The sequence below is a fragment of the Amycolatopsis dongchuanensis genome, from assembly GCF_039542405.1.
Classification (GTDB): domain Bacteria; phylum Actinomycetota; class Actinomycetes; order Mycobacteriales; family Pseudonocardiaceae; genus Amycolatopsis_E; species Amycolatopsis_E sacchari.
This window is the reverse complement of record NZ_BAABIB010000091.1, coordinates 60,750-80,922: the sequence shown is the minus strand read 5'-3', so window position 1 is coordinate 80,922 and position 20,173 is coordinate 60,750. Positions and strand designations below refer to the sequence as shown.

General features: G+C 71.7%; 22 protein-coding genes. 10 read left to right on the top strand and 12 right to left on the bottom strand.

Annotated elements, in window-relative coordinates; translation table 11 throughout:
- Positions 1-21: 21 nt before the first annotated feature.
- A complete protein-coding gene (locus tag ABFX51_RS24980) occupies positions 22-4,047 on the bottom strand; it encodes a glycohydrolase toxin TNT-related protein (RefSeq protein WP_346055080.1) in 4,026 nt (1,341 codons plus the stop codon).
- Positions 4,048-4,185: 138 nt separating this feature from the next.
- On the opposite strand from ABFX51_RS24980, the gene ABFX51_RS24975 reads away from it, so the two are divergent.
- Positions 4,186-5,043 (top strand): bifunctional methylenetetrahydrofolate dehydrogenase/methenyltetrahydrofolate cyclohydrolase, encoded by an 858-nt coding sequence (locus ABFX51_RS24975; RefSeq protein ID WP_091505194.1) that lies wholly within the window; start codon positions 4,186-4,188, stop codon positions 5,041-5,043.
- Positions 5,024-5,323, top strand: a complete 300-nt coding sequence (locus tag ABFX51_RS24970) for a DUF3017 domain-containing protein (RefSeq protein WP_091504936.1) — start codon at positions 5,024-5,026, stop codon at positions 5,321-5,323. Before ABFX51_RS24975 ends, ABFX51_RS24970 begins: the two co-directional genes overlap by 20 nt.
- Positions 5,324-5,327: 4 nt before the next feature.
- Here the strand turns inward: ABFX51_RS24970 and ABFX51_RS24965 are convergent, their stop codons facing one another.
- From ABFX51_RS24965 to ABFX51_RS24950, 4 genes are all read right to left on the bottom strand, one after another.
- Complete coding sequence (locus ABFX51_RS24965) at positions 5,328-6,500, bottom strand: MFS transporter (RefSeq protein ID WP_346055079.1); 1,173 nt, start codon at positions 6,498-6,500, stop codon at positions 5,328-5,330.
- 164 nt (positions 6,501-6,664) lie between these two features.
- Entirely contained in the window at positions 6,665-6,853 is a 189-nt protein-coding gene (locus ABFX51_RS24960) for a DUF1918 domain-containing protein (protein WP_091504934.1), read from the bottom strand.
- 59 nt (positions 6,854-6,912) lie between these two features.
- Complete coding sequence (locus ABFX51_RS24955) at positions 6,913-7,485, bottom strand: HhH-GPD-type base excision DNA repair protein (RefSeq protein WP_091504933.1); 573 nt, start codon at positions 7,483-7,485, stop codon at positions 6,913-6,915.
- On the bottom strand, positions 7,427-7,861 hold the full coding sequence (locus ABFX51_RS24950) for a DUF6010 family protein (RefSeq protein ID WP_245782942.1): 435 nt from the start codon (positions 7,859-7,861) through the stop codon (positions 7,427-7,429). Before ABFX51_RS24950 ends, ABFX51_RS24955 begins: the two co-directional genes overlap by 59 nt.
- A gap of 85 nt (positions 7,862-7,946) precedes the next feature.
- Here ABFX51_RS24950 and ABFX51_RS24945 point away from each other — a divergent pair, with 85 nt between their 5' ends.
- Positions 7,947-8,888: a GlxA family transcriptional regulator gene (locus tag ABFX51_RS24945; RefSeq protein WP_346055078.1), complete on the top strand. Its 942-nt coding sequence runs from the start codon at positions 7,947-7,949 to the stop codon at positions 8,886-8,888.
- 6 nt (positions 8,889-8,894) lie between these two features.
- Here the strand turns inward: ABFX51_RS24945 and ABFX51_RS24940 are convergent, their stop codons facing one another.
- Positions 8,895-9,362: a MarR family winged helix-turn-helix transcriptional regulator gene (locus ABFX51_RS24940; protein WP_346055077.1), complete on the bottom strand. Its 468-nt coding sequence runs from the start codon at positions 9,360-9,362 to the stop codon at positions 8,895-8,897.
- Positions 9,363-9,442: 80 nt separating this feature from the next.
- Between ABFX51_RS24940 and ABFX51_RS24935 the strand changes: the two genes are divergently transcribed.
- Entirely contained in the window at positions 9,443-9,889 is a 447-nt protein-coding gene (locus ABFX51_RS24935; RefSeq protein ID WP_346055076.1) for an SgcJ/EcaC family oxidoreductase, read from the top strand.
- Positions 9,890-9,907: 18 nt separating this feature from the next.
- Here the strand turns inward: ABFX51_RS24935 and ABFX51_RS24930 are convergent, their stop codons facing one another.
- On the bottom strand, positions 9,908-10,753 hold the full coding sequence (locus ABFX51_RS24930; protein WP_091504930.1) for a TIGR03560 family F420-dependent LLM class oxidoreductase: 846 nt from the start codon (positions 10,751-10,753) through the stop codon (positions 9,908-9,910).
- A 449-nt stretch (positions 10,754-11,202) separates the two neighbouring features.
- Between ABFX51_RS24930 and ABFX51_RS24925 the strand changes: the two genes are divergently transcribed.
- From ABFX51_RS24925 to ABFX51_RS24915, 3 genes are all read left to right on the top strand, one after another.
- Complete coding sequence (locus ABFX51_RS24925) at positions 11,203-12,426, top strand: NADP-dependent isocitrate dehydrogenase (RefSeq protein WP_091504929.1); 1,224 nt, start codon at positions 11,203-11,205, stop codon at positions 12,424-12,426.
- A 187-nt stretch (positions 12,427-12,613) separates the two neighbouring features.
- Positions 12,614-12,937: a hypothetical protein gene (locus ABFX51_RS24920; RefSeq protein WP_091504928.1), complete on the top strand. Its 324-nt coding sequence runs from the start codon at positions 12,614-12,616 to the stop codon at positions 12,935-12,937.
- A gap of 28 nt (positions 12,938-12,965) precedes the next feature.
- Positions 12,966-13,784: an exodeoxyribonuclease III gene (locus ABFX51_RS24915; protein WP_091505192.1), complete on the top strand. Its 819-nt coding sequence runs from the start codon at positions 12,966-12,968 to the stop codon at positions 13,782-13,784.
- A 47-nt stretch (positions 13,785-13,831) separates the two neighbouring features.
- On the opposite strand, the gene ABFX51_RS24910 is transcribed toward ABFX51_RS24915, so the two are convergent.
- The 4 genes from ABFX51_RS24910 to ABFX51_RS24895 form a co-directional block, all read right to left on the bottom strand.
- A complete protein-coding gene (locus ABFX51_RS24910) occupies positions 13,832-14,299 on the bottom strand; it encodes an NUDIX hydrolase (RefSeq protein ID WP_091504927.1) in 468 nt (155 codons plus the stop codon).
- On the bottom strand, positions 14,296-14,988 hold the full coding sequence (locus ABFX51_RS24905; RefSeq protein WP_091504926.1) for an SRPBCC family protein: 693 nt from the start codon (positions 14,986-14,988) through the stop codon (positions 14,296-14,298). The genes ABFX51_RS24910 and ABFX51_RS24905 overlap by 4 nt, the downstream gene beginning before the upstream one ends.
- Position 14,989: 1 nt before the next feature.
- Positions 14,990-15,580 (bottom strand): ArsR/SmtB family transcription factor, encoded by a 591-nt coding sequence (locus ABFX51_RS24900; protein ID WP_091504925.1) that lies wholly within the window; start codon positions 15,578-15,580, stop codon positions 14,990-14,992.
- Between the two features lie 425 nt (positions 15,581-16,005).
- Positions 16,006-16,224 (bottom strand): DUF2277 domain-containing protein, encoded by a 219-nt coding sequence (locus ABFX51_RS24895; RefSeq protein ID WP_091504924.1) that lies wholly within the window; start codon positions 16,222-16,224, stop codon positions 16,006-16,008.
- 196 nt (positions 16,225-16,420) lie between these two features.
- Here ABFX51_RS24895 and ABFX51_RS24890 point away from each other — a divergent pair, with 196 nt between their 5' ends.
- Positions 16,421-16,720, top strand: coding sequence for a hypothetical protein (locus tag ABFX51_RS24890; RefSeq protein WP_425425798.1), 300 nt, complete (start codon positions 16,421-16,423; stop codon positions 16,718-16,720).
- A 131-nt stretch (positions 16,721-16,851) separates the two neighbouring features.
- Here the strand turns inward: ABFX51_RS24890 and ABFX51_RS24885 are convergent, their stop codons facing one another.
- Entirely contained in the window at positions 16,852-18,153 is a 1,302-nt protein-coding gene (locus ABFX51_RS24885; RefSeq protein WP_346055075.1) for a TDT family transporter, read from the bottom strand.
- A 76-nt stretch (positions 18,154-18,229) separates the two neighbouring features.
- Here ABFX51_RS24885 and ABFX51_RS24880 point away from each other — a divergent pair, with 76 nt between their 5' ends.
- Complete coding sequence (locus tag ABFX51_RS24880; protein ID WP_091505190.1) at positions 18,230-19,126, top strand: LysR family transcriptional regulator; 897 nt, start codon at positions 18,230-18,232, stop codon at positions 19,124-19,126.
- 13 nt (positions 19,127-19,139) lie between these two features.
- Entirely contained in the window at positions 19,140-20,168 is a 1,029-nt protein-coding gene (trpS, locus tag ABFX51_RS24875; RefSeq protein WP_091504922.1) for a tryptophan--tRNA ligase, read from the top strand.
- Positions 20,169-20,173 lie beyond the last annotated feature (5 nt).

Genomic DNA, 20,173 nt, shown 5'->3' with positions numbered 1-20,173 from the left:
TGGGGAGCCGGCCGTTGCCGGTCATTCGATGGGTGGTTCGCCCGGGTCGAGTTCGATGAGGTCGCCCTCGGCGAGCAGTTCCTCGATCGACGCGGGCAGCAGGTAGGCCGCGCCGCCACCGGGCTGGTTGAACCACGGGATCGCGACGCCGGCGAGCGCCTCGATGGGCCGCTGCACGCGGTACACGTGGTATGGCCTGCTGACCCACTCGGGCACGAGCGAGCGCTCCTCGAACGGCGTGCCCGCGGCGTACGTCAGGTTGCCGTCGGGGTTGCCGAAGCGGTCGAGTTCACTGCCGGCGGGCAGTTCGCGCATTTCCTTGCCGCGGAACAGGGTCAGCGGGGGTTCGCCGGGCAGCGGCTGGACGGGCCACTGCCCGCCGTTCTGCGCGGCGGCAGGCCGTGCCTCGCGGCGCGGCTGCTGCGTCGCCGGCTCGCGACGCGCGGGAGGCGGCACCGGGGCGGCCACCATGGTGGGCGGCGCCTCGACGACGGTCTCCTCCAGCCCCGCGTCCCCGGGGGACGGGCGCGGAGCCTCCTCGGCACGCCCTTCGCGGAACCCCGGATGCGGCTCCCGCCCCGCGGCCGGCTGCTCCTCCCCGCGGAAGCCGGGCTGTTCCTCGCGGAAGTCCGGTTCGTCCCCGCGGTTCCGGAACCCGGGCGGCTGTTCCTCGCCGTGCGGGGTTTGGAAGCCGGGGCGTGCGGGGTCTTCGGTGTGGGGGGTTTGGAAGCCGGGGCGGGCGGGGTCTTCGCCGTGGGGGGTTTGGAAGCCGGGGCGTGCCGGGTCCTCGGCGTGGGGGGTTTGGAAGCCGGGGCGTGCCGGGTCCTCGGCGTGGGGGCTTTGGAAGCCGGGGCGCGCAGGGTCCTCGGCGTGAGGGCCCTGGAATCCTGGGCGTCCCGGGTCCTCGCCACGGCTGCCCTGGAAGCCCGCGGGTTGCTCGTCGGGGTGTCCTTCGCGGAAGCCAGGCGGCTCCTCCCCGCGGCCGTTCCGGAACCCCGGCGGCTGTTCTTGGCCGCGGGCGCCCTGGAAGCCCGGTTCCCCGCGGCCGCCCTGGAAGGCGGCGGGCGGTTGCTCCTCGGGGCGCCCCTCGCGGAAGCCCGGGTGGGGGTGCTCGTCGCCGCGGGTGCCCTGGAACGCCGCGTGTTCTTCGCGAGCGCCCTGGAAAGCGGCGTGCTGCTCGTCGCCTCGCCCGCCCTGGAACGCGGCGTGCTGTTCCTCGCCGCGGAAGCCCGGGTGTGGCGGCTCCTCGGCGGCACCCTGGAAGCCGGGGGCGGCCTGGTCCTCGCGGGCGCCCTGGAAGCCGGGGGCGGCCTGCTCCTCACCGCGGAAACCAGCGTGGGCGGCGGCGTGCTCCTCACGCTGCCCGGGGCGACCGGCAGGCGACGGCTCCTCCGCACGGTTGCCACGGAAAGCGGGGATTTCCCGGCCTGGGAGCGGCTGTTCTTCGTTCCGCCCGTTCCGGAACGGGGCGGGCTGCTCCTCACCCCGGAAGCCCGACGACGGCTGCTCCTCGCGCCGGCCGCCCTGCGTTCCGGGGCGCCCTGCCTGCTCTTCGCCGCGGTTCTCGCGGAAGCCTGGCTCCTCGCCGCGGCCGCCACGGAAGCCCGGAGGTGCCTGCTCCTCGCCGCGGCCCTCGCGGAAGCCCGGCTCCTCGCCGCGGTTCTCACGGAACCCTGGCTCCTCACCGCGCCCGCTGCGGAAGCCCGGGGGCGGCTGCTCTTCGCCCCGCTCATCGCGGAAGCCCGGAGGTGCCTGCTGCTCGCCCCGCTCATCGCGGAAGCCTGTGGGGGCCTGGCCCTCACGGAAGCCGGGGCGCGCGTCGCCGCCGCGGAAGTCTGGCTGGGGGTCCCGGCCCTCGGCGGCCGACCTGGCATCGTCCGGACGGAAGGCTGGGTGGGCGCCACCGGCCGCGGGAGTCTCGCCCCGCCCATCGCGGAACGCGGGCTGCTGCTCGGGCCCGCGCGAGCCTGGCTGCGCCTCGGCGCCACGGAAGCCGGGCTGCGCCTCCGTCCCGCGCAGGTCGGGCTGCTCGGCTCCGTGCAAGCCCGTCTGCGGTTCGGACGCCTGCGCCTCGACTCCACGGAAGCCCGCTTGCGCCCCAGGCACGCCCGGCGCTTCGGACCCGCGCGAGCCTGCCTGCGCCTCGGGCGCATGGGAGCCTGCCTCGGCACCTCGCGAACCTGCCTGCGACTCGGCTCCATGCAAGCCGGACTGCTCGGATCCGCGCAAGCCCAGCTGCTCGGATCCACGGAAGCCCGCCTGCTCAGACCCCCGCAAGCCGGACTGCTCGGAGCCACGGGAACCCGGCTGAGCCTCGGTTCCACGCAAGCCCGCCTGCTCGGACCCATGCGCGCCTGCCTGCCGCTCGCGCCCACGCAAGCCCGCCTGCTCGGCCCCGTGCAAGCCCGGCGCCTCGGCCCCACGCGAGCCAGCCTCGTGCCCGCGCCCCTCGGCTCCGCGTGGGCCTGCCTGCGGCTCGCCTCCGCGGAAGCCGCCTGCGGCATCCACGGCCGCGGCGCCGAACTCCGCCGCTCCTTCCTGCGGGGGCGCGTGGAAGGCGGTCGCCTCCGGGCCGGTCCGGAAACCACCGGCAGCCGCACCCTCCTGGACCGGGGCGTGAAAAGCAGTCGCCTCGGGGTTGGCGGCCTCGAAATCGGGCCCCTCCGCCGGGACCTCCTCGGCGGACACGGCCGACACAGCCGACCCAGCCGCGGCCTCTCGCGGCTCCGGGCCACCCTCGGCCGCCTCGCCGAAACCGCGACGCGAAGCCCGCGCGCGGTCCGCGCTCGGGCCGCCGTTGACGGGGGCCGTGTCGTCCGGCTGGGGCGGCGGCGCCGGCGCTAGCACCACTTCCTGCCCACGCCGGTCGAGCAGCAGCTTGCCCAGCATGAACGCCGCCGCGTCCTCGGCGTCACCGAAGACGGCGGGGTTCTTCAACTCCCCGTCGTACCAGCCGACGCGCCAGCCGGACTCCACCTGCTCGATGCTCCAGCCGCGCTCGGCGGGCTCACCCAGCCGGTACGCCGACTCGGGCACACCCAGCTCCCGCAACCGGCTCCGCAACGTCTCCAGCGCGGGCTCCGGCTTCTCGTCCACGACGGGCGGCTGCACCATCGTGGGCGGCCCGTCGTCCAGCTTCGGCGCCGGGGCGAACGTCGTGGCGGGCTGCGCCTCCTGCTCCGGCACCGGCGGCCGGGGCGCGCGCGGCGGGGGAGGCGGCGGCTGGTTGCCGCGGGTCAGGTGGGCCGCGGCCGCCTGCCGGGTCTGCTCGGGCACATCGCCCAGCCGGAACCCGGCCTGCTGGATGTGCGCGACCAGCTCGCCCTCCGGGGCGATGCCGTACTCCTGCAGGTAGTAGTTGACCGCGGCGGGCCAGATCCACGTGCCGTCCGTGTGGAACGCCACCGGCACCTTCGGGGTGGGCGGCGACGCGAGCCGGTCGAGGTCGAGGCCGCGCTCGGACAGCACCACCGGCGCCGTGCTCAGGTACTCGTACAGCCGGTCCAGCTCGTCGGCGTCCAGCTCCGGGCGGTTGAGCACCGGGCGGCCGTCGGGGCCCTGGCCGTCGAAGATGCGGGCGATGCGGAACCGCGGTCCCGGCTGCTCCGGGCCGAGGCCGGACATCCGCCGCATCAGCCACTCCGGCACGTTCTCCTCGGAACGCGGGAACATGCGCAGCTCGTCGGCGTACGCCTGCGGGGGCGGCTGGAGGTCCCAGTGCGGCTCGTCGCGGTCGTACTCCAGGTTGTAGCTCGATGGGTGGTCAAGCTGGTAGCGGGCGTTGAACCAGGTGCCGCGACCCTCGCGGTACATACCGGCGCGCAGGCGCCCGAACAGCGTCGCGATGTCGTGGGTCGCCATCCACTCGCCGACGCTGCCGTCCTCCGAGACGACCTCCCCGGTCAGCTCGTGGTACCGGCCCACCGCCCGGTAGTGCGCCGTCACGCGGCGCCAGTCGCGTGGGGCCGCCCGGAGCAGGGCCAGTCCGATCTGCTTGACCAGAGTGTCCTGCTCGGTCGCGTTCAGCTGCGTCGTCGGTTGAGCCACCAGCTCATTTTGACGGGTGGGCTGGACGAATGCACACCACCCGCACCATTACCTCGGTTGACCTGTATTTATACCTCCACCGAGGTACGCAGCGTCTGACCGGAGCTACTCGGAGTGTCCTCTGCCAGAATGGGGGCCGTGACGGCGAAGGTTCTCGACGGCAAAGCGACCAAGGACGCCATCTACGCGGAACTCAAGCCGCGGGTGGCCGCACTGGCCGAGCAGGGCGTCACGCCCGGCCTCGGCACGGTGCTCGTCGGGGACGACCCCGGCTCGCACTCGTACGTGAAGATGAAGCACGCGGACAGCGCCAAGGTGGGGGTCAACTCCATCCGGCGTGACCTGCCCGGCGACATCACCCAGGAAAAGCTGGAAGCCGTCATCGACGAGCTGAACGCCGACCCGGCCTGCCACGGGTACATCGTGCAGCTGCCGCTGCCCAAGCACCTCGACACCGGCCGGATCCTGGAGCGCATCGACCCGGCGAAGGACGCCGACGGCCTGGCCCCGGTCAGCCTCGGCAGGCTCGTGCTCAACCAGCCCGGCCCGCTGCCGTGCACGCCGTACGGCATCGTCGAGCTGTTGCGCCGCTACGAAATCCCGATCGCGGGCGCGAACGTCACGGTGGTCGGCCGCGGGATCACCGTCGGCCGCGCGCTGGGCCTGCTGCTGACGCGCCGCAGCGAGAACGCGACCGTGACGCTGTGCCACACGGGCACGCGTGACCTGGCGGCGGAGGTGCGGCGCGCGGACATCGTGGTCGCCGCGGCCGGGGTGCCGGGGATCATCACGCCGGACATGGTCAAGCCCGGTGCGGCGGTGCTGGACGTCGGTGTTTCGCACGTCGACGGCAAGCTGACCGGGGACGTGGCGCCCGGGGTCGAGGAGGTCGCCGGCTGGGTTTCGCCGAACCCCGGCGGGGTCGGGCCGATGACCAGGGCGATGCTCGTGACCAACGTCGTGGAGGCGGCCGAGCGTGTCGTTGCCTCGCGGTAGCCGCCGTCCCGCCCTGCTGGAGCAGGTGCCGTTCGCCATCGTGCTCGCGCTGGTGGCGGTCGCCGCGGTGCGCATCCTGCAGTACCACTGGCGGCAGGGCGCCGTCATCGTCGGCGGCGCCCTGCTCGTGGCGGCGGTGTTCCGCGCGGTGCTGCCGAGCGTCCGCGCCGGGCTGCTCGCGGTCCGCGGCCGCCCGGTGGACGTCCTCAGCTACGCCGGGCTCGGCGTGCTGTTGCTGTTCCTGGCGTTCACCATCAGCAACGGCCCGTTCGGCGGCTGAACGCTCAGGCCGCGACCGGTTCGGGTGCCGTGGCCTGCTTCCGGTCGAGCGTGCCCGACACGGCGGCGATGGACAGGCCCAGCACCGACAGGATCGCGCCGACCAGGTTGGGTGCGACCAGGCCGAGGCCGCCCGCGATGACGAGGCCGCCGAGGTAGGCGCCGATCGAGTTGGCGATGTTGAACGCCGACTGCACCGCGGCCGAGACCAGCGACGGCGTGCCGCCGGCCTTCTGCATGATCCGCGTCTGCATCATCGGGCCGATCATGAACCCGGTGACGCCGACGGCGAAGATCGTCACCGCCGCGCCGATCTTGCTGTGCGCGGTGAGGGTGAAGACCGCCAGCACGGCGGCCAGCGCGAACAGCGCGACGTACAGGCTGGGCATCAGCGCGCGGTCCGCCAGCCGCCCGCCCAGCAGGTTGCCGATCGTCATGCCGACACCGGCCAGCGCCAGCAGCAGCGTGACGTTGTGCGGCGAGTAGCCCGCCACGTCGGTGAGCATCGGCGTCACGTAGGACAGGGAGGCGAACACGCCGCCCATGCCGACGGTGACGATGGCCAGCGCGAGCCACACCTGCGGGCGCCGGAACGCGGCGAGTTCGCTGCGCAGCGACGCCTCCGCCGGGCGGCCCTGGTGCGGCACGAGCTTCGCGATCGCGGCGAGCGCGAGCACCCCGATCAACGCGACCACGCCGAAGGTCGCGCGCCAGCCGACCTGCTGGCCGAGCAGGGTGCCCAGCGGCACGCCCACCACGTTGGCCAGCGTCAGGCCGAGGAACATCATCGACACGGCCTTGGCGCGGTCACCGGGCTTGACGAGGCTCGACGCGACCACGGCCCCGGCGCCGAAGAACGCGCCGTGCGGCAGCCCGGCGAGGAAGCGGAACAGGACCCCGAACTCCTGGTTCGGCGACAGCGCGAACAGCAGGTTGCCCAGGGTGAACAGGGCCATCATGGCCAGCAACATGGTCTTGCGCGGCAGCCGCACGGCGACCGCGGTGAGCAGGGGTGCGCCGACGACCACGCCGAGCGCGTACCCCGTGATCAGGTAGCCCGCCGAGGGGATGGAGACCCCGAAGTCGGCGGCCGCCTGCGGGAGCACACCCATCATGACGAACTCGGTGGTGCCGATTCCGAAGGCACCGATGGCCAGCGCGAGTAGCGCGATGGGCACGGTTCTCCTTTCCAGGACTAGAACTGCATCGATACAGACCGGGGACAAGAAAGAAGGACAGCCACCGGGCGCGTCGCAGCGCGCGGAACTGTCCCGCATTCATTCTGAACGGCGTGGGGGCGCCATGTCATCCCGCCGCCGGGGTGATGCTTCTTACGTGACGCTCAGTCGTGGGCCGGCGTGATTTCGCAGTCGGAGCCGGGGAAGACGAGCCCCTCGTGGCCATCCGCGAAGCGGACGAGGTACGGCGGCCCGCCGTCCTCACCCCGCACCTCGACAATCTCACCCTGCTGCTCGGCCGCGCCGACCGTCCGGCCGTGCACGAGGATCCGGTCTCCCACGGTTGCGTGCATCGTCGACACCTCCGCGGGAACCAGGATAGTTTCGCGCGCCGGAGGCGTCGAGGGCCTCGCTAGGACTTCGCCGCGGCCTTGGCCGCCTTCTTGAACGCCCTGACCTCGGCGAGCGTCTCGGCGCTGGTGACGTCCGCGATCGACCGCCGGGAGCCCTCCTCGCCGTACGCGCCCGCCGCTTCACGCCAGCCCTCCGGCTGCACGCCGCGCTGCTTTCCCAGCAGGGCGAGGAAGATCCGGGCCTTCTGGTCGCCGTAACCCGGCAACGCCTTGAGGCGCTTGAGGACTTCCTTGCCGTCCGGCTTGCCGGCCTTCCAGATCCGGTCCGCCTTGCCGTCGTAGTGCTCCAGGACGTGGTGCGCCAGCGCGTGGACCCGGCGGGCCATCGAACCCCCGTAGCGGTGGATGGCGGGCGGCTGCACGCACAGCTCCACGAACTCGTCCACCGGGGTCTCGGCGATCTTGGTGATGCTGAACCCGCCCATCCGGTCGGCGATCTTCTTCGGCCCCATGAACGCGTGTTCCATCGGGAACTGCTGGTCCAGGAGGAGCCCGGTGAGGAGGGCGAACGGGTCAGCCGAGAGGAGCTTGTCGGCCTCGGCGTCGCCGGTCAGGCGCAGCGTCTTGGGCATGGGGCATTTTGACACGCGGTCCGCCCGCGAAGCACCAGATGGCGATGACGGGATCGCAGATCGCGCAGCCGAGTGACGAGGTGTGGGCGAACGGCAGGATCGGCGCGCCCTTGAGGTGGTGGACGATGTCGGTCGCCGTGTGCAGCAGCCACGCGATGCCGATGAACGTCCACGAGTCCAGTCCCCGGTAGGCGCAGTAGGTGATCAGGGCCGTGACGGCGATCTCCCACGGGCCCAGCGCGCCGCTGCTGAGGTAGGCGGCACCGGCGCCGCCGACCATGAGCGCGTTGAAACGGCGCCGGGAAACGGGATCGCGGATGAGCGAGTTCAACAAGGCGTACAGGATGCCGATGAGAATCGGGGCAACGATGATCACGGCTGGACGCTATGCCCGGCCGCCGCGCCCCGGAACGGGCTGGATTGCCAGGTTGCGACGGATTTTCGCCAGCTACGGTCGTGCCATGCACACGGTGGCGGTACTGGCGCTGGAAGACGTGATCCCGTTCGACCTGTCGACCCCGATCGAGGTGTTCAGCCGGACTCGCCTGCGCGGCGGCGGCCCCGCCTACCGCGTGCTGGTGTGCGGCGCGTCGCCGAGCGTCGCCGCGGGCGCGTTCACCTTGCAACCGGGCCACGGCCTGGAGGCGCTCGCCGAGGCGGACACGATCATCCTGCCGGGCACCGCCAATCCGGCCAGACCCGTGCCCGACGACGTCCTCGACGCCCTGCGGCAGGCCGCGGCGCGGGGCAGCCGGATCGCCTCGATCTGTTCGGGCGCCTTCATCCTCGCCGCCACAGGCCTCCTCGACGGGCTGCGCGCGACGACGCACTGGTTCGCCGCAGGCGTTTTCGCGCAGCGGTATCCGGCCGTCGACCTCGACCCGGACGTGCTCTACGTCGACAACGGCCAGTTCCTCACGTCGGCGGGTGCCGCGGCGGGGCTGGACCTGTGCCTGCACCTCATCCGCCGGGACCACGGTTCCGCCGTCGCTGCCGAGGCCGCGCGGCTGTCCGTGATGCCGCTGGAACGCGAGGGTGGGCAGGCGCAGTTCATCGTCCACGACCAGCCGCCGGTGCCCCGCGGCTCGGTGCTGGAACCACTGTTGCGGTGGCTGGAGGACAACGCGGAGCGAGACCTCGCGCTCGAAGACATGGCGGCACACGCGGGGATGAGCACGCGCACCCTCAACCGCCGCTTCCGGGAACAGACCGGCACGACGCCGGTGCAGTGGCTGCACCGGATCCGCGTCCGCCGCGCTCAGCACCTGCTCGAAACCACCGACGACCCGGTCGACCGCATCGCGGGCGCGGTCGGTTTCGGTTCGTCCACGGCGTTCCGCGACCGGTTCAAGCGCGTCGTCGGCACCAGCCCGCAGCGCTACCGCGCCGCGTTCCAGGGTTAGGGCGGGTCACCGGCCGCGCCGGCGCTTGATCGTCCGGCGGATCTCCTCCGAGGCCTCGCGGTAGGCCGGAGCGGCGCGGGCGAAGTAGTCGAACAGGATCTCCTGCTGTTCGGCCGGGTACTGGGCGAGCACCTCGGCGATGTGGCGCCGGGCTGGCGTGACGATCCGCTGGATCTCTGCGAGAGCCTCCGGCACCTGCTCGACCACCACCTTGCGGCGGTCCGCGGGGTCGGCCGCGCGGCGGACGTAGCCGGCGCGTTCGAGGCGGTCGATGAGCCGGGTCGTCGCGCCGGTGGTCAGACCCGTGCGAGTGGACAGCTCTCCCGAGGTCAGCGCGCCCTCGAGCGCGAGCAGGCTGAGCGCGTACCACTCCGAGGGGTTCAGGCCCGCGGCCTCCGCGGCGGCCAGTCCGTGCAGGCCCACGGCGTCGAGGTACTGGCGAAAGATCACGTGTTGCTCCTGGACGCTTGCCATCGTCACCCTCCTTCCGTAGTATCTGCATGTGTGCAGATACTGCTTCTGTACAGATACATTACACAGCCTGGAGGGTGATCATGAACAGCACGGACCAGACGACGGCGGTCACCGCGGTGGTCGACTCGCTCGGCGACGCGTGGGCTCGTGGCGACGCCGACGCGTATGCCGCCCACTTCACCGAAGACGCCACGTACGTCACCTTCGTCGGCACGCACTACCAGGGGCGGCGGGACATCGCGGAGAGCCACCGCGCCCTGTTCGCCGGGTTCCTCAAGGGCACGAAACTCACGTACGAGCTGCTCGACGTGCGCTTCCTCGGCCCGGACGTGGCCGTCCTCACCACCCGTGGGGACAACCACAAGGGTGCGGCTCCGAAGAAGCTGCCGAAGGTCCAGACCTACACCCTCGTGCGCGAGGGGGAGCGGTGGCTCATCGCGGCGTTCCAGAACACGCGGCGCAAGGCGTTGATGGAACGCCTCACGTTCCGGTTCGCGCCGGAGACCAGGCCCGCGGCGCGGCGCTGAAACGCTGTCCGGTGCCGCCTACGCCGAGGCCAGCGGCGTGAGCGCCTCGGCGAGCGGCTCCAGGATCTCCGGCTTCGCGCGGTGGGGCAGGTTCATGATCACCAGGTCCACGCCGGCCTCGGCGTAGGCCGCGACCTTGTCCACCGCCGGGCCGATGCCCTGCTCGGGGTCGATCACCACGTTCACCGAGCACACGATCTCCGCCGGGTTGCGCCCCACCTCGTCGCAGCGCACCAGCAGGGTTTCCTTGAGCGCGCGCCAGTCGGCGGGGCTCTGCACGATCGCGTTCCACTGCTGCGCCCACAGCGCCACCGCCCGCAGCGTGCGCCGCGGTCCCCGGCCGCCGATCACGATCGGCGGGTGCGGGCGCTGGAAGCCCTTCGGTTCGCAGCGCGCGTCGGTGAGCCGGAAGTAGCGGCCTTCGAACGTCGTGGTCTCCTGGGACAGCAGCCCGATGAGCACCTGCACGCCCTCGTCGAACTGGTCGAACCGCTCGCGCAACGGGGGCAGCTCGATGCCGTAGGCGTCGCACTCCTGCTGGTTCCAGCCCGCGCCGACGCCGAGGTCGAGACGGCCCTCGGAGATCACGTCGATCGTCGCCGCCATGTTCGCCAGCACCGCGGGGTGCCGGTAGATCATGCCCGTGACCTGGCAGCCGAGCCGGATCCGGCGCGTGGCCTGCGCGAGCGCGGCGAGCATCGTCCAGCCCTCGAAGTTGGGGCCGGCGAGGTCGCCGGTGAGCGGGTAGAAGTGGTCCCAGTTCCACGCCGACTCGAACAGCTCGATGTCGTCCGCGGCGATCCAGACGTCCCGCAGTTCCGGCCACGTCGTGTGTTCCGGCCTGGTCTTTATCCCGAAGCGCATTGCGCGATTCTGCCACCCGCGGACCCCCGCCGACGCGCGTTTTCCGGCCTGCCGAAGCATTCGTCGATGAAGGTGTTGACGCCCCGGCCGCCGCCTGCGACTTGAGGTGAGCCCGAAAGAGGCGCCGACGGCACGACTAGCGCCGGTGCCGCCGCGAACCTTCCGGGTGCCGCAGGTGGCGGAGTGAGCCACTTCTTACACCCGTGGCCTTCGGCCATCGCGGGGCGCAGGTCAGCGCTCCGGCAGTCGGCGGGGACGTACGTCTTCATCCCGAAGCGCATGCGGGAAACCTACGCGCACCCGGTGATCCGGGCCACGGTCCGAAACTGCGAGACTGGGCGTTCGTCACCACTTGGGGCGCTGAGCTCGCGCTAGCAGTACGCTTGTACCGCATACCACAGCGCATCGAACTCAAAACGCGAGGATCCGCGAGAGGAGCACCGCTGCTCATGGCCAAGATCAAGGTCGAGGGCACCGTCGTCGAGCTCGACGGCGACGAGATGACCCGCATCATCTGGCAGTTCATCAAGGACAAGCTCATCCATCCGTACCTGGATGTGAACCTGGCTTACTACGACCTGGGCATCGAGGAGCGGGACCGTACCGACGACCAGGTCACCATCGACGCGGCGAACGCCATCAAGCAGCACGGCGTCGGCGTCAAGTGCGCCACCATCACCCCCGACGAGGCCCGCGTCGAGGAGTTCGGCCTGAAGAAGATGTGGCGGAGCCCCAACGGCACCATCCGCAACATCCTCGGCGGCGTCGTCTTCCGCGAGCCGATCATCATCTCCAACATCCCCCGGCTGGTACCCGGCTGGACCAAGCCGATCATCATCGGCCGCCACGCGCACGGTGACCAGTACAAGGCCACCGACTTCAAGGTGCCCGGCCCCGGCACGGTGACCATCACCTACACGCCGGAGGACGGCTCCGAGCCGATGGAGTTCGAGGTCGCGAAGTTCCCCGAGGGCGGCGGGGTCGCCATGGGGATGTACAACTTCCGCAAGTCGATCGAGGACTTCGCCCGCGCCTCGCTGCAGTACGGCCTCGACCGCGGCTTCCCGGTGTACCTCTCGACCAAGAACACGATCCTCAAGGCCTACGACGGCATGTTCAAGGACGTCTTCGCCGAGGTCTTCGAGAACGAGTTCAAGGCCGACTTCGACGCCAAGGGCCTGACCTACGAGCACCGGCTGATCGACGACATGGTCGCCGCGTCGCTGAAGTGGGAGGGCGGCTACGTCTGGGCCACCAAGAACTACGACGGTGACGTCCAGTCCGACACGGTCGCGCAGGGCTTCGGTTCGCTCGGCCTGATGACGTCGGTGCTGCGCACGCCGGACGGCAAGACCGTCGAGGCCGAGGCCGCGCACGGCACGGTGACCCGGCACTACCGCCAGCACCAGCAGGGCAAGCCGACCTCCACGAACCCGATCGCGTCGATCTTCGCGTGGACCCGGGGCCTGGAGCACCGCGGCAAGCTGGACGGCAACTCCGAGCTGATCGGCTTCGCCACGAAGCTGGAGCAGGTCGTCATCGAGACCGTCGAGAGCGGCAAGATGACCAAGGACCTGGCCCTGCTCGTCGGCAAGGACCAGCCGTGGCAGACCACGGAGGAGTTCCTCGCGACCCTCGACGAGAACCTGGCGAAGAAGATCAACCAGGCCTGACGGGGTACCTGAGCAGCGGAACGAGGGCGCGCACCGGTTCGCCGGGCGCGCCCTTGTCGCTGTCCGTGACGGGCCGGTCACGCTCGTTGCGGCCTCCGGGTGGTTTCCGCCGTTCGGCCTGTCGCCGGTCAACTTTGTGTGGCTACCCTTACCCGGAGCGTTTTCGCAGACCGGCGAGGAGTTTCCCGTGATCCTGGGCATCCCGAAGAAACGGGTCCTGATGATCGTGGCCGTGCTGGTGGGCATCGGGCTCATCTACGTGATGGGCGCCGACAAGCGGGCGTCGGAAGGGGCGACCGGCGGCAGCGGCGGCTGCCAGGTCACGGTGACCGCCGACGTGCTCAACGTGCGGGCGGCTCCCGACGTGCACGCCGACATCGTGGCCAAGTTCAACCACGACGCGAAGACCGGCGCCGAGCCCGTGGTGCAGAACGGCTTCCGCAAGCTGGCCGAGAACAAGTGGGCCAAGACCGAGTACCTGCAGCCGGTCGCGGGCACCAACTGCGGCTGACGCTTTTCTGTCGGTGGGGCCCGGTAGCCTGCGGAGCGTGCTGACCATCTCCACCGTGAACGTCAACGGCATGCGTGCCGCCGCCAAGAAGGGCTTCGTCGAGTGGCTCGCCGCCAGCGAGGCCGACGTCGTCGCCTGCCAGGAGGTGCGCGCCGAAGCGAGCCAGCTGCCCGAGGAGGTCGTGGCGCCGATGGGCTGGCACGCGCACCACGCGGCGTGCTCGGTCAAGGGGCGCAACGGCGTCTCGGTGTACACGCGCGTCGAGCCGCTGGAGGTGCGTGTGGGCTTCGGCGAGCCGGAGTTCGAGGAGAGCGGGCGGTACCTGGAGGTGCACCTGCCGGGGCTGGTGGTGGCGAGCCTGTACCTGCCGAGCGGGGACGTCGGCACGCCGCGGCAGGAGGAGAAGGAGCGGTTCATGGCCGCGTTCCTGCCGTACCTGGTCGAGCTGCGCGGGAAGGCGGAGGCGGCCGGCGCCGAGGTCGTCGTGATGGGGGACTGGAACATCGCGCACGCCGAGGTCGACCTGAAGAACTGGCGCACCAACCGGAAGAACTCGGGCTTCCTGCCGGAGGAACGCGAGTGGCTCGGCCGGGTGTACTCCGAGGCGGGGTACGTCGACGTGCAGCGCAAGCTCGACCCGGAGGGCCCCGGCCCGTACACGTGGTGGTCCTACCGCGGCAAGGCGTTCGACAACGACGCGGGCTGGCGGATCGACCTCCAGGTCGTGACGCCGGGGCTCGCCGAGCGGGCGGTGTCGGCGCGGGTCGAACGCGCGGAGAGCTACGAAGCCCGCTGGTCCGACCACGCGCCGCTGACCGTCACCTACGACTGGGAGCCGCCACGGTGAGCTGAGTCCGGGCCCCGGCGCGGTCCTCACCGCCGGGGCCGTGCCCGTCACCCGCCGACGGCCTCGGCGAGGCGCTCGAGGAACGGGTGCTGGCTCTTCAGCAGCTTCTCGCGTGCCTCGGGGAGCCGGAACCAGCCGAAGCGGTCCATCTCGGGGAACTCGCACAGCTTGCCGGAACCCTTGGGCCACTCCATCTCGAACGTGCCCGGCACCACCTGCGCCGGATCGAGGTCGCCTTCCAGCGCCCACACGGTGACGACTTTGCCGCCGGACTGCTTGACCGCGCCGAGGTCGACGAGTTCGCCCTCCGGCACCGGGATGCCCAGCTCCTCGGCGAACTCGCGGCGGGCGGCCGCTTCCGGGGTTTCGTCCGGCTCGTACTCGCCCTTCGGCAGCGACCACCCGCCCGCGTCCTTCCGCGCCCAGAACGGGCCGCCCATGTGTCCCAAGAGGACTTCGAGCTCGCCGTCCGTCTTGCGGTACAACAGGATTCCCGCGCTCTGCTTCGGGCTCACGCCGCGAAGACCCCGTTCAGGAACTCTCGCCACGCCTGCTCGACCCGCTTCTCGTCGGCGCCGTCGGCGAACAGGTGCGCGCCCACGTCCACCGTGCTGCCGAAGTTGTTGCGGCCGAAGATGCGGTACATCGCGTCCGCCGTGCGGAGGCCGATGAAGTACTCGTTCAGGTAGTCCACGACCGCGTCGACCGGTGCGAGGCCGGGCAGTTCGAGCCGGACGGTCTCGTCGGCGCGCGAGACGCCGAGGGACTTCTTCACCGACTCGAGCGCGGTCGGCGTCGAGGACGCGGCGGGGCCGTGCACCTCGGCGTAGGTCGCCTTGCGGCCGGGGAAGTGGCGCAGGTACTGGGCGAGCGTGTGGTGGTAGAAGTCGGTGTGCTTGCTCGCGCCGTCGTACTGGGTGTCCCAGTCGTCGGTGAAGATTCCACTGTGGACGTACCGGAGCGCGGCGGTGCCGCCGTCACGCGCCTCGATGATGTAGTCGAGCGCGTTGAACCAGCCGTCCTCGCCGTCCTGCCGCACGGTGTACCTGTGGGGCGGCTCCCAGTTCTTGACCACCGGGTCGGCCGGGTCGGGCTGCGGGGTCGGGAACAGCCAGCCGGCTGTCCCGGTCGTGACGGCGGCGAAGACCTCTTCCGGCGCGGCCGGCAGCACGACTTCCCGTTCGATCTTGAATTCCTTGCCCATTTCAGTGCTCCTTCCTCTTGAGGCTCGGGTGGAGTGCGACGACCAGGCGGTGCTTCCGGCCACCCGGAGCCGTTTCGTCGTGGTACTTCCCGACGAGCTCCTTGACGGTCTCGCCGAGTTCCTCCGCGAACGCCGCCCTGTCGGCGGCGGTGGCGAAGCGGATTTCGGAGTCGATGGCGTACGTGGCGAGACGCTGGCGGGCCGCCGTCGCGCCGGTGATGAGCTCGCCGAGCTCGCGCACCAGCCGGGCGGCCAGCGCGAGGAGCCAGCGCGCGGACAGCTGGTCGGGCGCGCGGTCCGGGTCGGGTGCCACGTCGGCGAGCGCCGTGGGGGAGATGACGTACGACGCGGCGCTCGCCTGCAGGACGCGCTCCGTGACGTTGCCCTTCCGGCGCTCCTCGACCAGCTCGACGAGGCCGTGCCGCTCCAGCGCCCGCAGGTGGTAGTTGACCTTCTGGCGGGGCAGGCCCACCTGCGCGGCGAGCGTAGTGGCCGACCCCGGCACGGCGAGCGCGGCCAGCAGCTTCCGGCGGATCGGGTCGAGCGTCACCTCCGCGGCGGCGGGGTCTTCGATCACGGCGACTTCGAGCATGGGGCAACGATGACACCGAAAAGAAAAGTTGTCAAGACGGGAGAAGTTGTCGGTGCGAGTGGTGATGCGGGGAGGGGAGAAGGTGCGTTTGGTGGCCGCAGAGGCCACGAGAGGCCCCCGCGCCATCGGACTGGAGCGGAATCGATGCGATGGTCACCGGATCTCGGATTGCATCCCGGGTCGGTTCCGGTCAACGGCCGCTGCTGCCTCGGGCGCCGGCGCGGACGCTGGCGCCACTTCGGCCACCGCACGCCCACCTCGGCCGCCCGCCGATCGTTGATGCCGCCCCGTCGCCGGGTGTCGGCCCGTGGTGCGATCTCCGCCGACGGCTGGCGCCACTTCGGCCACCGGTCATGGGTCCCCAGTGCCGCCTCCTCGCCCGCGCCGCGGGCCTGCCTCCGGTGTCCGGCGGCTCGGCTGTCGAGTCAGTGGGAGTGGGCGCCTCGGACCTGCAGCGTGGACAGGAGTTCCTCCGTCGCCTGGGCGATGGTCGCCACTGCGCGCTCGAACGCTTCCGCGTTGTGGGCGGCCGGGGCGCGGAAGCCCGACACCTTGCGGACGTACTGCAGCGCGGCGGCGTGGACGTCCTCGCTGGTCACCTGCTCGGCGTAGGGCGGGCGCAGGGTTTTGATGCTCCGACACATATCCGGCATTCTGCGCGTGCCGAGCGATGATCGACACACCCCTGTGTTGCGGGCACTCGGATGGGCGCTAGGGTCTGGCCCCGAGTTGAGCGTAGACGGTCGGGCTTGACACGCTCGGTAGTTTTCACGCAGGCAACAACCGCCCATTAGGGTGACGGCGTTTTCAGAACGGCATCTCGCTTCAGGAGGGACACCGGTGCGCAACCGAACCACTCCGGCCAGGCGGCTCATGGTCCTGGCGCTGAGCGCGAGCACGCTCTTCGCGGCCCCGGGCGTGGCGAACGCGGCCGAGGCCCAGCTGAACCCCACCAACGAGATGTCCTTCGGGCTGCTCGGCCCCGTCGGCCTGGCCGCCGTGGTCCTCGGCGTCGTGGGGATGGCGCTCGGCGTCGTCCGCCAGCGGCGCAAGGCCGCGCAGCCGCCCGCCGAACCCACCCCCGCCGAGCCGGACACCACCCGGCCCACGCTCACGCCCTACCGGCGCCCGAGCGTCTGAGCCCTCCCGCGGCTCGCGCGGCTCTCGCTCAGCACCCCACCGGGATCCGAGCGCCTAAACGCTTCCGGCACTCGCCGCTCGGCGCCCCCGCGGCGAGCGCAGCACGGTGACCGCGACCCCCGCTCGGCGCCTTACCGGCGTCCAAGCACCTGCACCTCCGGCGTCCCCGCGAACCGGCGCAACTCCACGCGGCCCACGGCCACGACGGTCCGCGCGGTGACAGCGGCCCACAGGCCGACCAGCAGCACGTACAGCGCCACGCCCGCCACGGTGAACAGCTCCGCCCCGGTCACCTCTGCCAGCGCGCACGTCCCGGTCACGCAGGTCCCGAGCGGGAACGTGAAACTCCACCACGTCAACGAAAACGGCGCCCCCGCCCGCACGACCACCGCGATCGCCAGCACCAGCCACAGCATCGCGAACCCCCACGTCGGCACGCCGTACAGCACGCCCAGCCACCGTCCCGCCGCCCCGAACGGTGCGACCCCGCCGAGGAGGTTCGCCGCGGTGATCGACTGGCCCAACGGCCCCAGCACGATCCACACCGTCGGCGCCAGACCCGGGCCGCCGCGCACCAGCCCCGGGCCATCGGACGCCAGACCCGGACCGCCCGGCGCGACACCCGGACCGCCGCGCGCCAGATCCGGGCCATCCGGCGCCAGGCCGGAACCGCCCGGCGCGAGACCCCGATCGCCGCGCGCCAGCCCGGGACCGCCCGGCGCGAGACCCCGACCGCCCGGCGCCAGCCCCGGACCGCCGCGCGCCAGACCCGAACCACCCGGCGCCAGACCCGGACCGCCGCGCACCAGGCGGTGCCAGATCAGCGGCAGCAGCGCGAGCGTGGCGAACAGGCTCACCCCGAACAACGCGTAGCACCCCAGCACCATCGTCAACCGCGCCTGTCCCGCGGGCAGGTGCGGCACCAGCGCGGCACCCGTCGCGGCCGAGACCATCGGCGGGACGACCGGCATGAGCCAGCCGCCGAACGCCTCACCGTCGACCACGCGACCCGTGATCATCCGGTACGGCAGCCCGACCGCCGTCACGAGGCCCAGCGCGGTCCCCGCCACCCACAGCACCCACGCCACCCCGAGGGCGGCGGGCAGGCCGATCCAGTCCCGCCCCAGCGCGAGCGTGCCCGCGCCGACGGTCAGCAGCGCCATCGGCGGCGCTCCCCAGAAATGCGCCAGAACGGGGTCCCGCAGCTGCGCCAACTGGCCGGACGCGTTGCGGCGCCACTCACCGGCCATCACGGCGCACAGCACCACCAGCCACACCGCCGCGATGGCCCAGACCACCGTCGCCGCGCCGCGCAGTCCCGGGAGGTGCAGGGGCAGGACGGGCACGGCGTTGGCGACGATGCCGGTACCCATGACCGAGGCGAACCAGTTCGGGGTGGTCCCCGCGCGCGGCAGGGGAGAAAACGAGGCCATGCCCACACGTTCGGGGTATATCGACGGAAACGGTAGACACCGCATGCCAATCAGCTCATAGCCTGGACTTATGCCCTTGCCGCCACGTGTCACCGAACTGGCCGGGTTCGACCTGCTCCTCTCGGTGGCCAGGCTGGGCGGGATCGGAGCCGCCGCCCGCGCCCACGGCATCTCCCAGCCCGCCGCCAGCGCCCGGATCCAGCAGCTCGAAGCCCGGATCGGCGTCGCGCTCGTCGAACGCTCGCCCCGGGGTTCCCGGCTGAGCAAGGCGGGTGCGCTGGTCGCGGACTGGGCCCGGCCCGTCGTCGAGGCCGCGGCCGACCTGGAGGCCGGGATTGCGGCGCTGCGTGACGAACGAGACAGCCACCTGCACGTCGCCGCGAGTCTCACCGTGGCCGAGTACCTGCTGCCCAAGTGGCTCGCCGCGCTGCACACGCTCGCCCCGGGGACCGCCGTCGCGCTGACGTCGGGGAACTCCTCGGAGGTCGCGAACCGGGTGCTCGCGGGGGAAGCCGACCTCGGTTTCGTCGAGGGGCCGGACCTGCAGACGGGCCTGCGGGCGGAGACGGTGGCCGTCGACGAGCTGCGGCTCGTGGTGGCGCCCGCCCACCCGTGGGCGAGGCGCGCGCGCCGCATCGGCCCCGACGAACTCGCCGCGACCCCGCTCGTCAGCCGTGAGCGGGGGTCGGGCACGCGGCGGGCACTGGAGCTGGCGCTCGCCCCGCACCGGCTCGCCGACCCGCTGCTCGAGCTGTCCTCGACGACCGCGATCAAGGCCGCCGTGATGGAGGGCATCGCACCCGCGGTACTGGGCGCGCACACCGTCGCCGCCGAGCTGGCCGCCGGCACGCTCGTGGGGCTCGACGTCTCCGGCACCGACCTGCGGCGGGCGCTGCGCGTCATCTGGCCCGCCGGGCAGGCGCTGCGGGGACCGGCCGCGGACCTCGCCGCCATCGCGGCACGCGGGGCCTGAAACAATCGAAGCCGTGTCCAGCGCTGAAAAGACCCCGGCCCGGCTGCGCGTGCTGTCCGGCATCCAGCCGACCGCCGACTCGTTCCACCTCGGCAACTACCTCGGGGCCCTGCAGCAGTGGGTGCTGCTGCAGGACACGCACGAGGCCTACTACATGGTCGTCGACCTGCACGCGATCACCGTGGAGCAGGACCCGAAGGTGCTGCGGCAGCGCACCCGGGTCTCGGCGGCCCAGCTGCTCGCGCTCGGCGTCGACCCGGAGCGCAGCGCGCTGTTCGTGCAGAGCCAGGTGCCCGAGCACGCCCAGCTGTCCTGGGTGCTGGAATGCCTGACCGGTTTCGGCGAGGCCAGCCGGATGACGCAGTTCAAGGACAAGGCCGCGCGGCAGGGCACCGACCACGCGAGCGTCGGCCTGTTCACCTACCCGGTGCTGATGGCCGCGGACATCCTGATCTACCAGGCGGACGCGGTGCCGGTGGGCGAGGACCAGCGCCAGCACCTGGAGCTGACCCGCAACCTGGCGCAGCGGTTCAACCAGCGCTTCGGCAAGGCCCTCACGGTGCCGGAGCCGCACATCGTCAAGGGCACCGCGAAGATCTACGACCTGCAGGACCCGGCGGTGAAGATGAGCAAGTCGGCGTCCTCGCCGAACGGCATCATCGAGCTGCTGGACGAGCCGAAGCGGTCCGCGAAGAAGATCCGCTCCGCGGTCACCGACACCGGCCGGGAGATCGTGTTCGACCCGGAGCAGAAGGCGGGCGTGTCGAACCTGCTGACGATCTATTCGGCGCTCGACGGCCGCACCATTCCCGAACTCGAAGCGGCGTACGCCGGAAAGGGTTACGGGGACCTGAAGAAGGACCTCGCCGAGGTGCTCGTCGAGTTCGTCACCCCGTTCCAGGAGCGGGTAAAGTCCTATTTGGACGATCTGGCCGAACTGGACAAGGTGCTGGCGCGCGGTGCGGAACGGGCGCGGAGCGTGGCGGCGGAGACGCTCGCGCTCGTGTACGACCGCGTCGGTTTCCTGCCGCCGGGAAAGTAAAACGC

Bases quoted from the DNA above. Each gene is read 5' to 3' on its own strand.
- ABFX51_RS24960 (WP_091504934.1), bottom strand. From the start codon at position 6,853: ATGCACGCAACCGTGGGAGACCGGATCCTCGTGCACGGCCGGACGGTC.
- ABFX51_RS24955 (WP_091504933.1), bottom strand. From the start codon at position 7,485: ATGCCCAAGACGCTGCGCCTGACCGGCGACGCCGAGGCCGACAAGCTC.
- ABFX51_RS24945 (WP_346055078.1), top strand. From the start codon at position 7,947: ATGCACACGGTGGCGGTACTGGCGCTGGAAGACGTGATCCCGTTCGAC.
- ABFX51_RS24940 (WP_346055077.1), bottom strand. From the start codon at position 9,362: ATGGCAAGCGTCCAGGAGCAACACGTGATCTTTCGCCAGTACCTCGAC.
- ABFX51_RS24935 (WP_346055076.1), top strand. From the start codon at position 9,443: ATGAACAGCACGGACCAGACGACGGCGGTCACCGCGGTGGTCGACTCG.
- ABFX51_RS24930 (WP_091504930.1), bottom strand. From the start codon at position 10,753: ATGCGCTTCGGGATAAAGACCAGGCCGGAACACACGACGTGGCCGGAA.
- ABFX51_RS24925 (WP_091504929.1), top strand. From the start codon at position 11,203: ATGGCCAAGATCAAGGTCGAGGGCACCGTCGTCGAGCTCGACGGCGAC.
- ABFX51_RS24905 (WP_091504926.1), bottom strand. From the start codon at position 14,988: ATGGGCAAGGAATTCAAGATCGAACGGGAAGTCGTGCTGCCGGCCGCG.
- ABFX51_RS24900 (WP_091504925.1), bottom strand. From the start codon at position 15,580: ATGCTCGAAGTCGCCGTGATCGAAGACCCCGCCGCCGCGGAGGTGACG.
- ABFX51_RS24895 (WP_091504924.1), bottom strand. From the start codon at position 16,224: ATGTGTCGGAGCATCAAAACCCTGCGCCCGCCCTACGCCGAGCAGGTG.
- ABFX51_RS24885 (WP_346055075.1), bottom strand. From the start codon at position 18,153: ATGGCCTCGTTTTCTCCCCTGCCGCGCGCGGGGACCACCCCGAACTGG.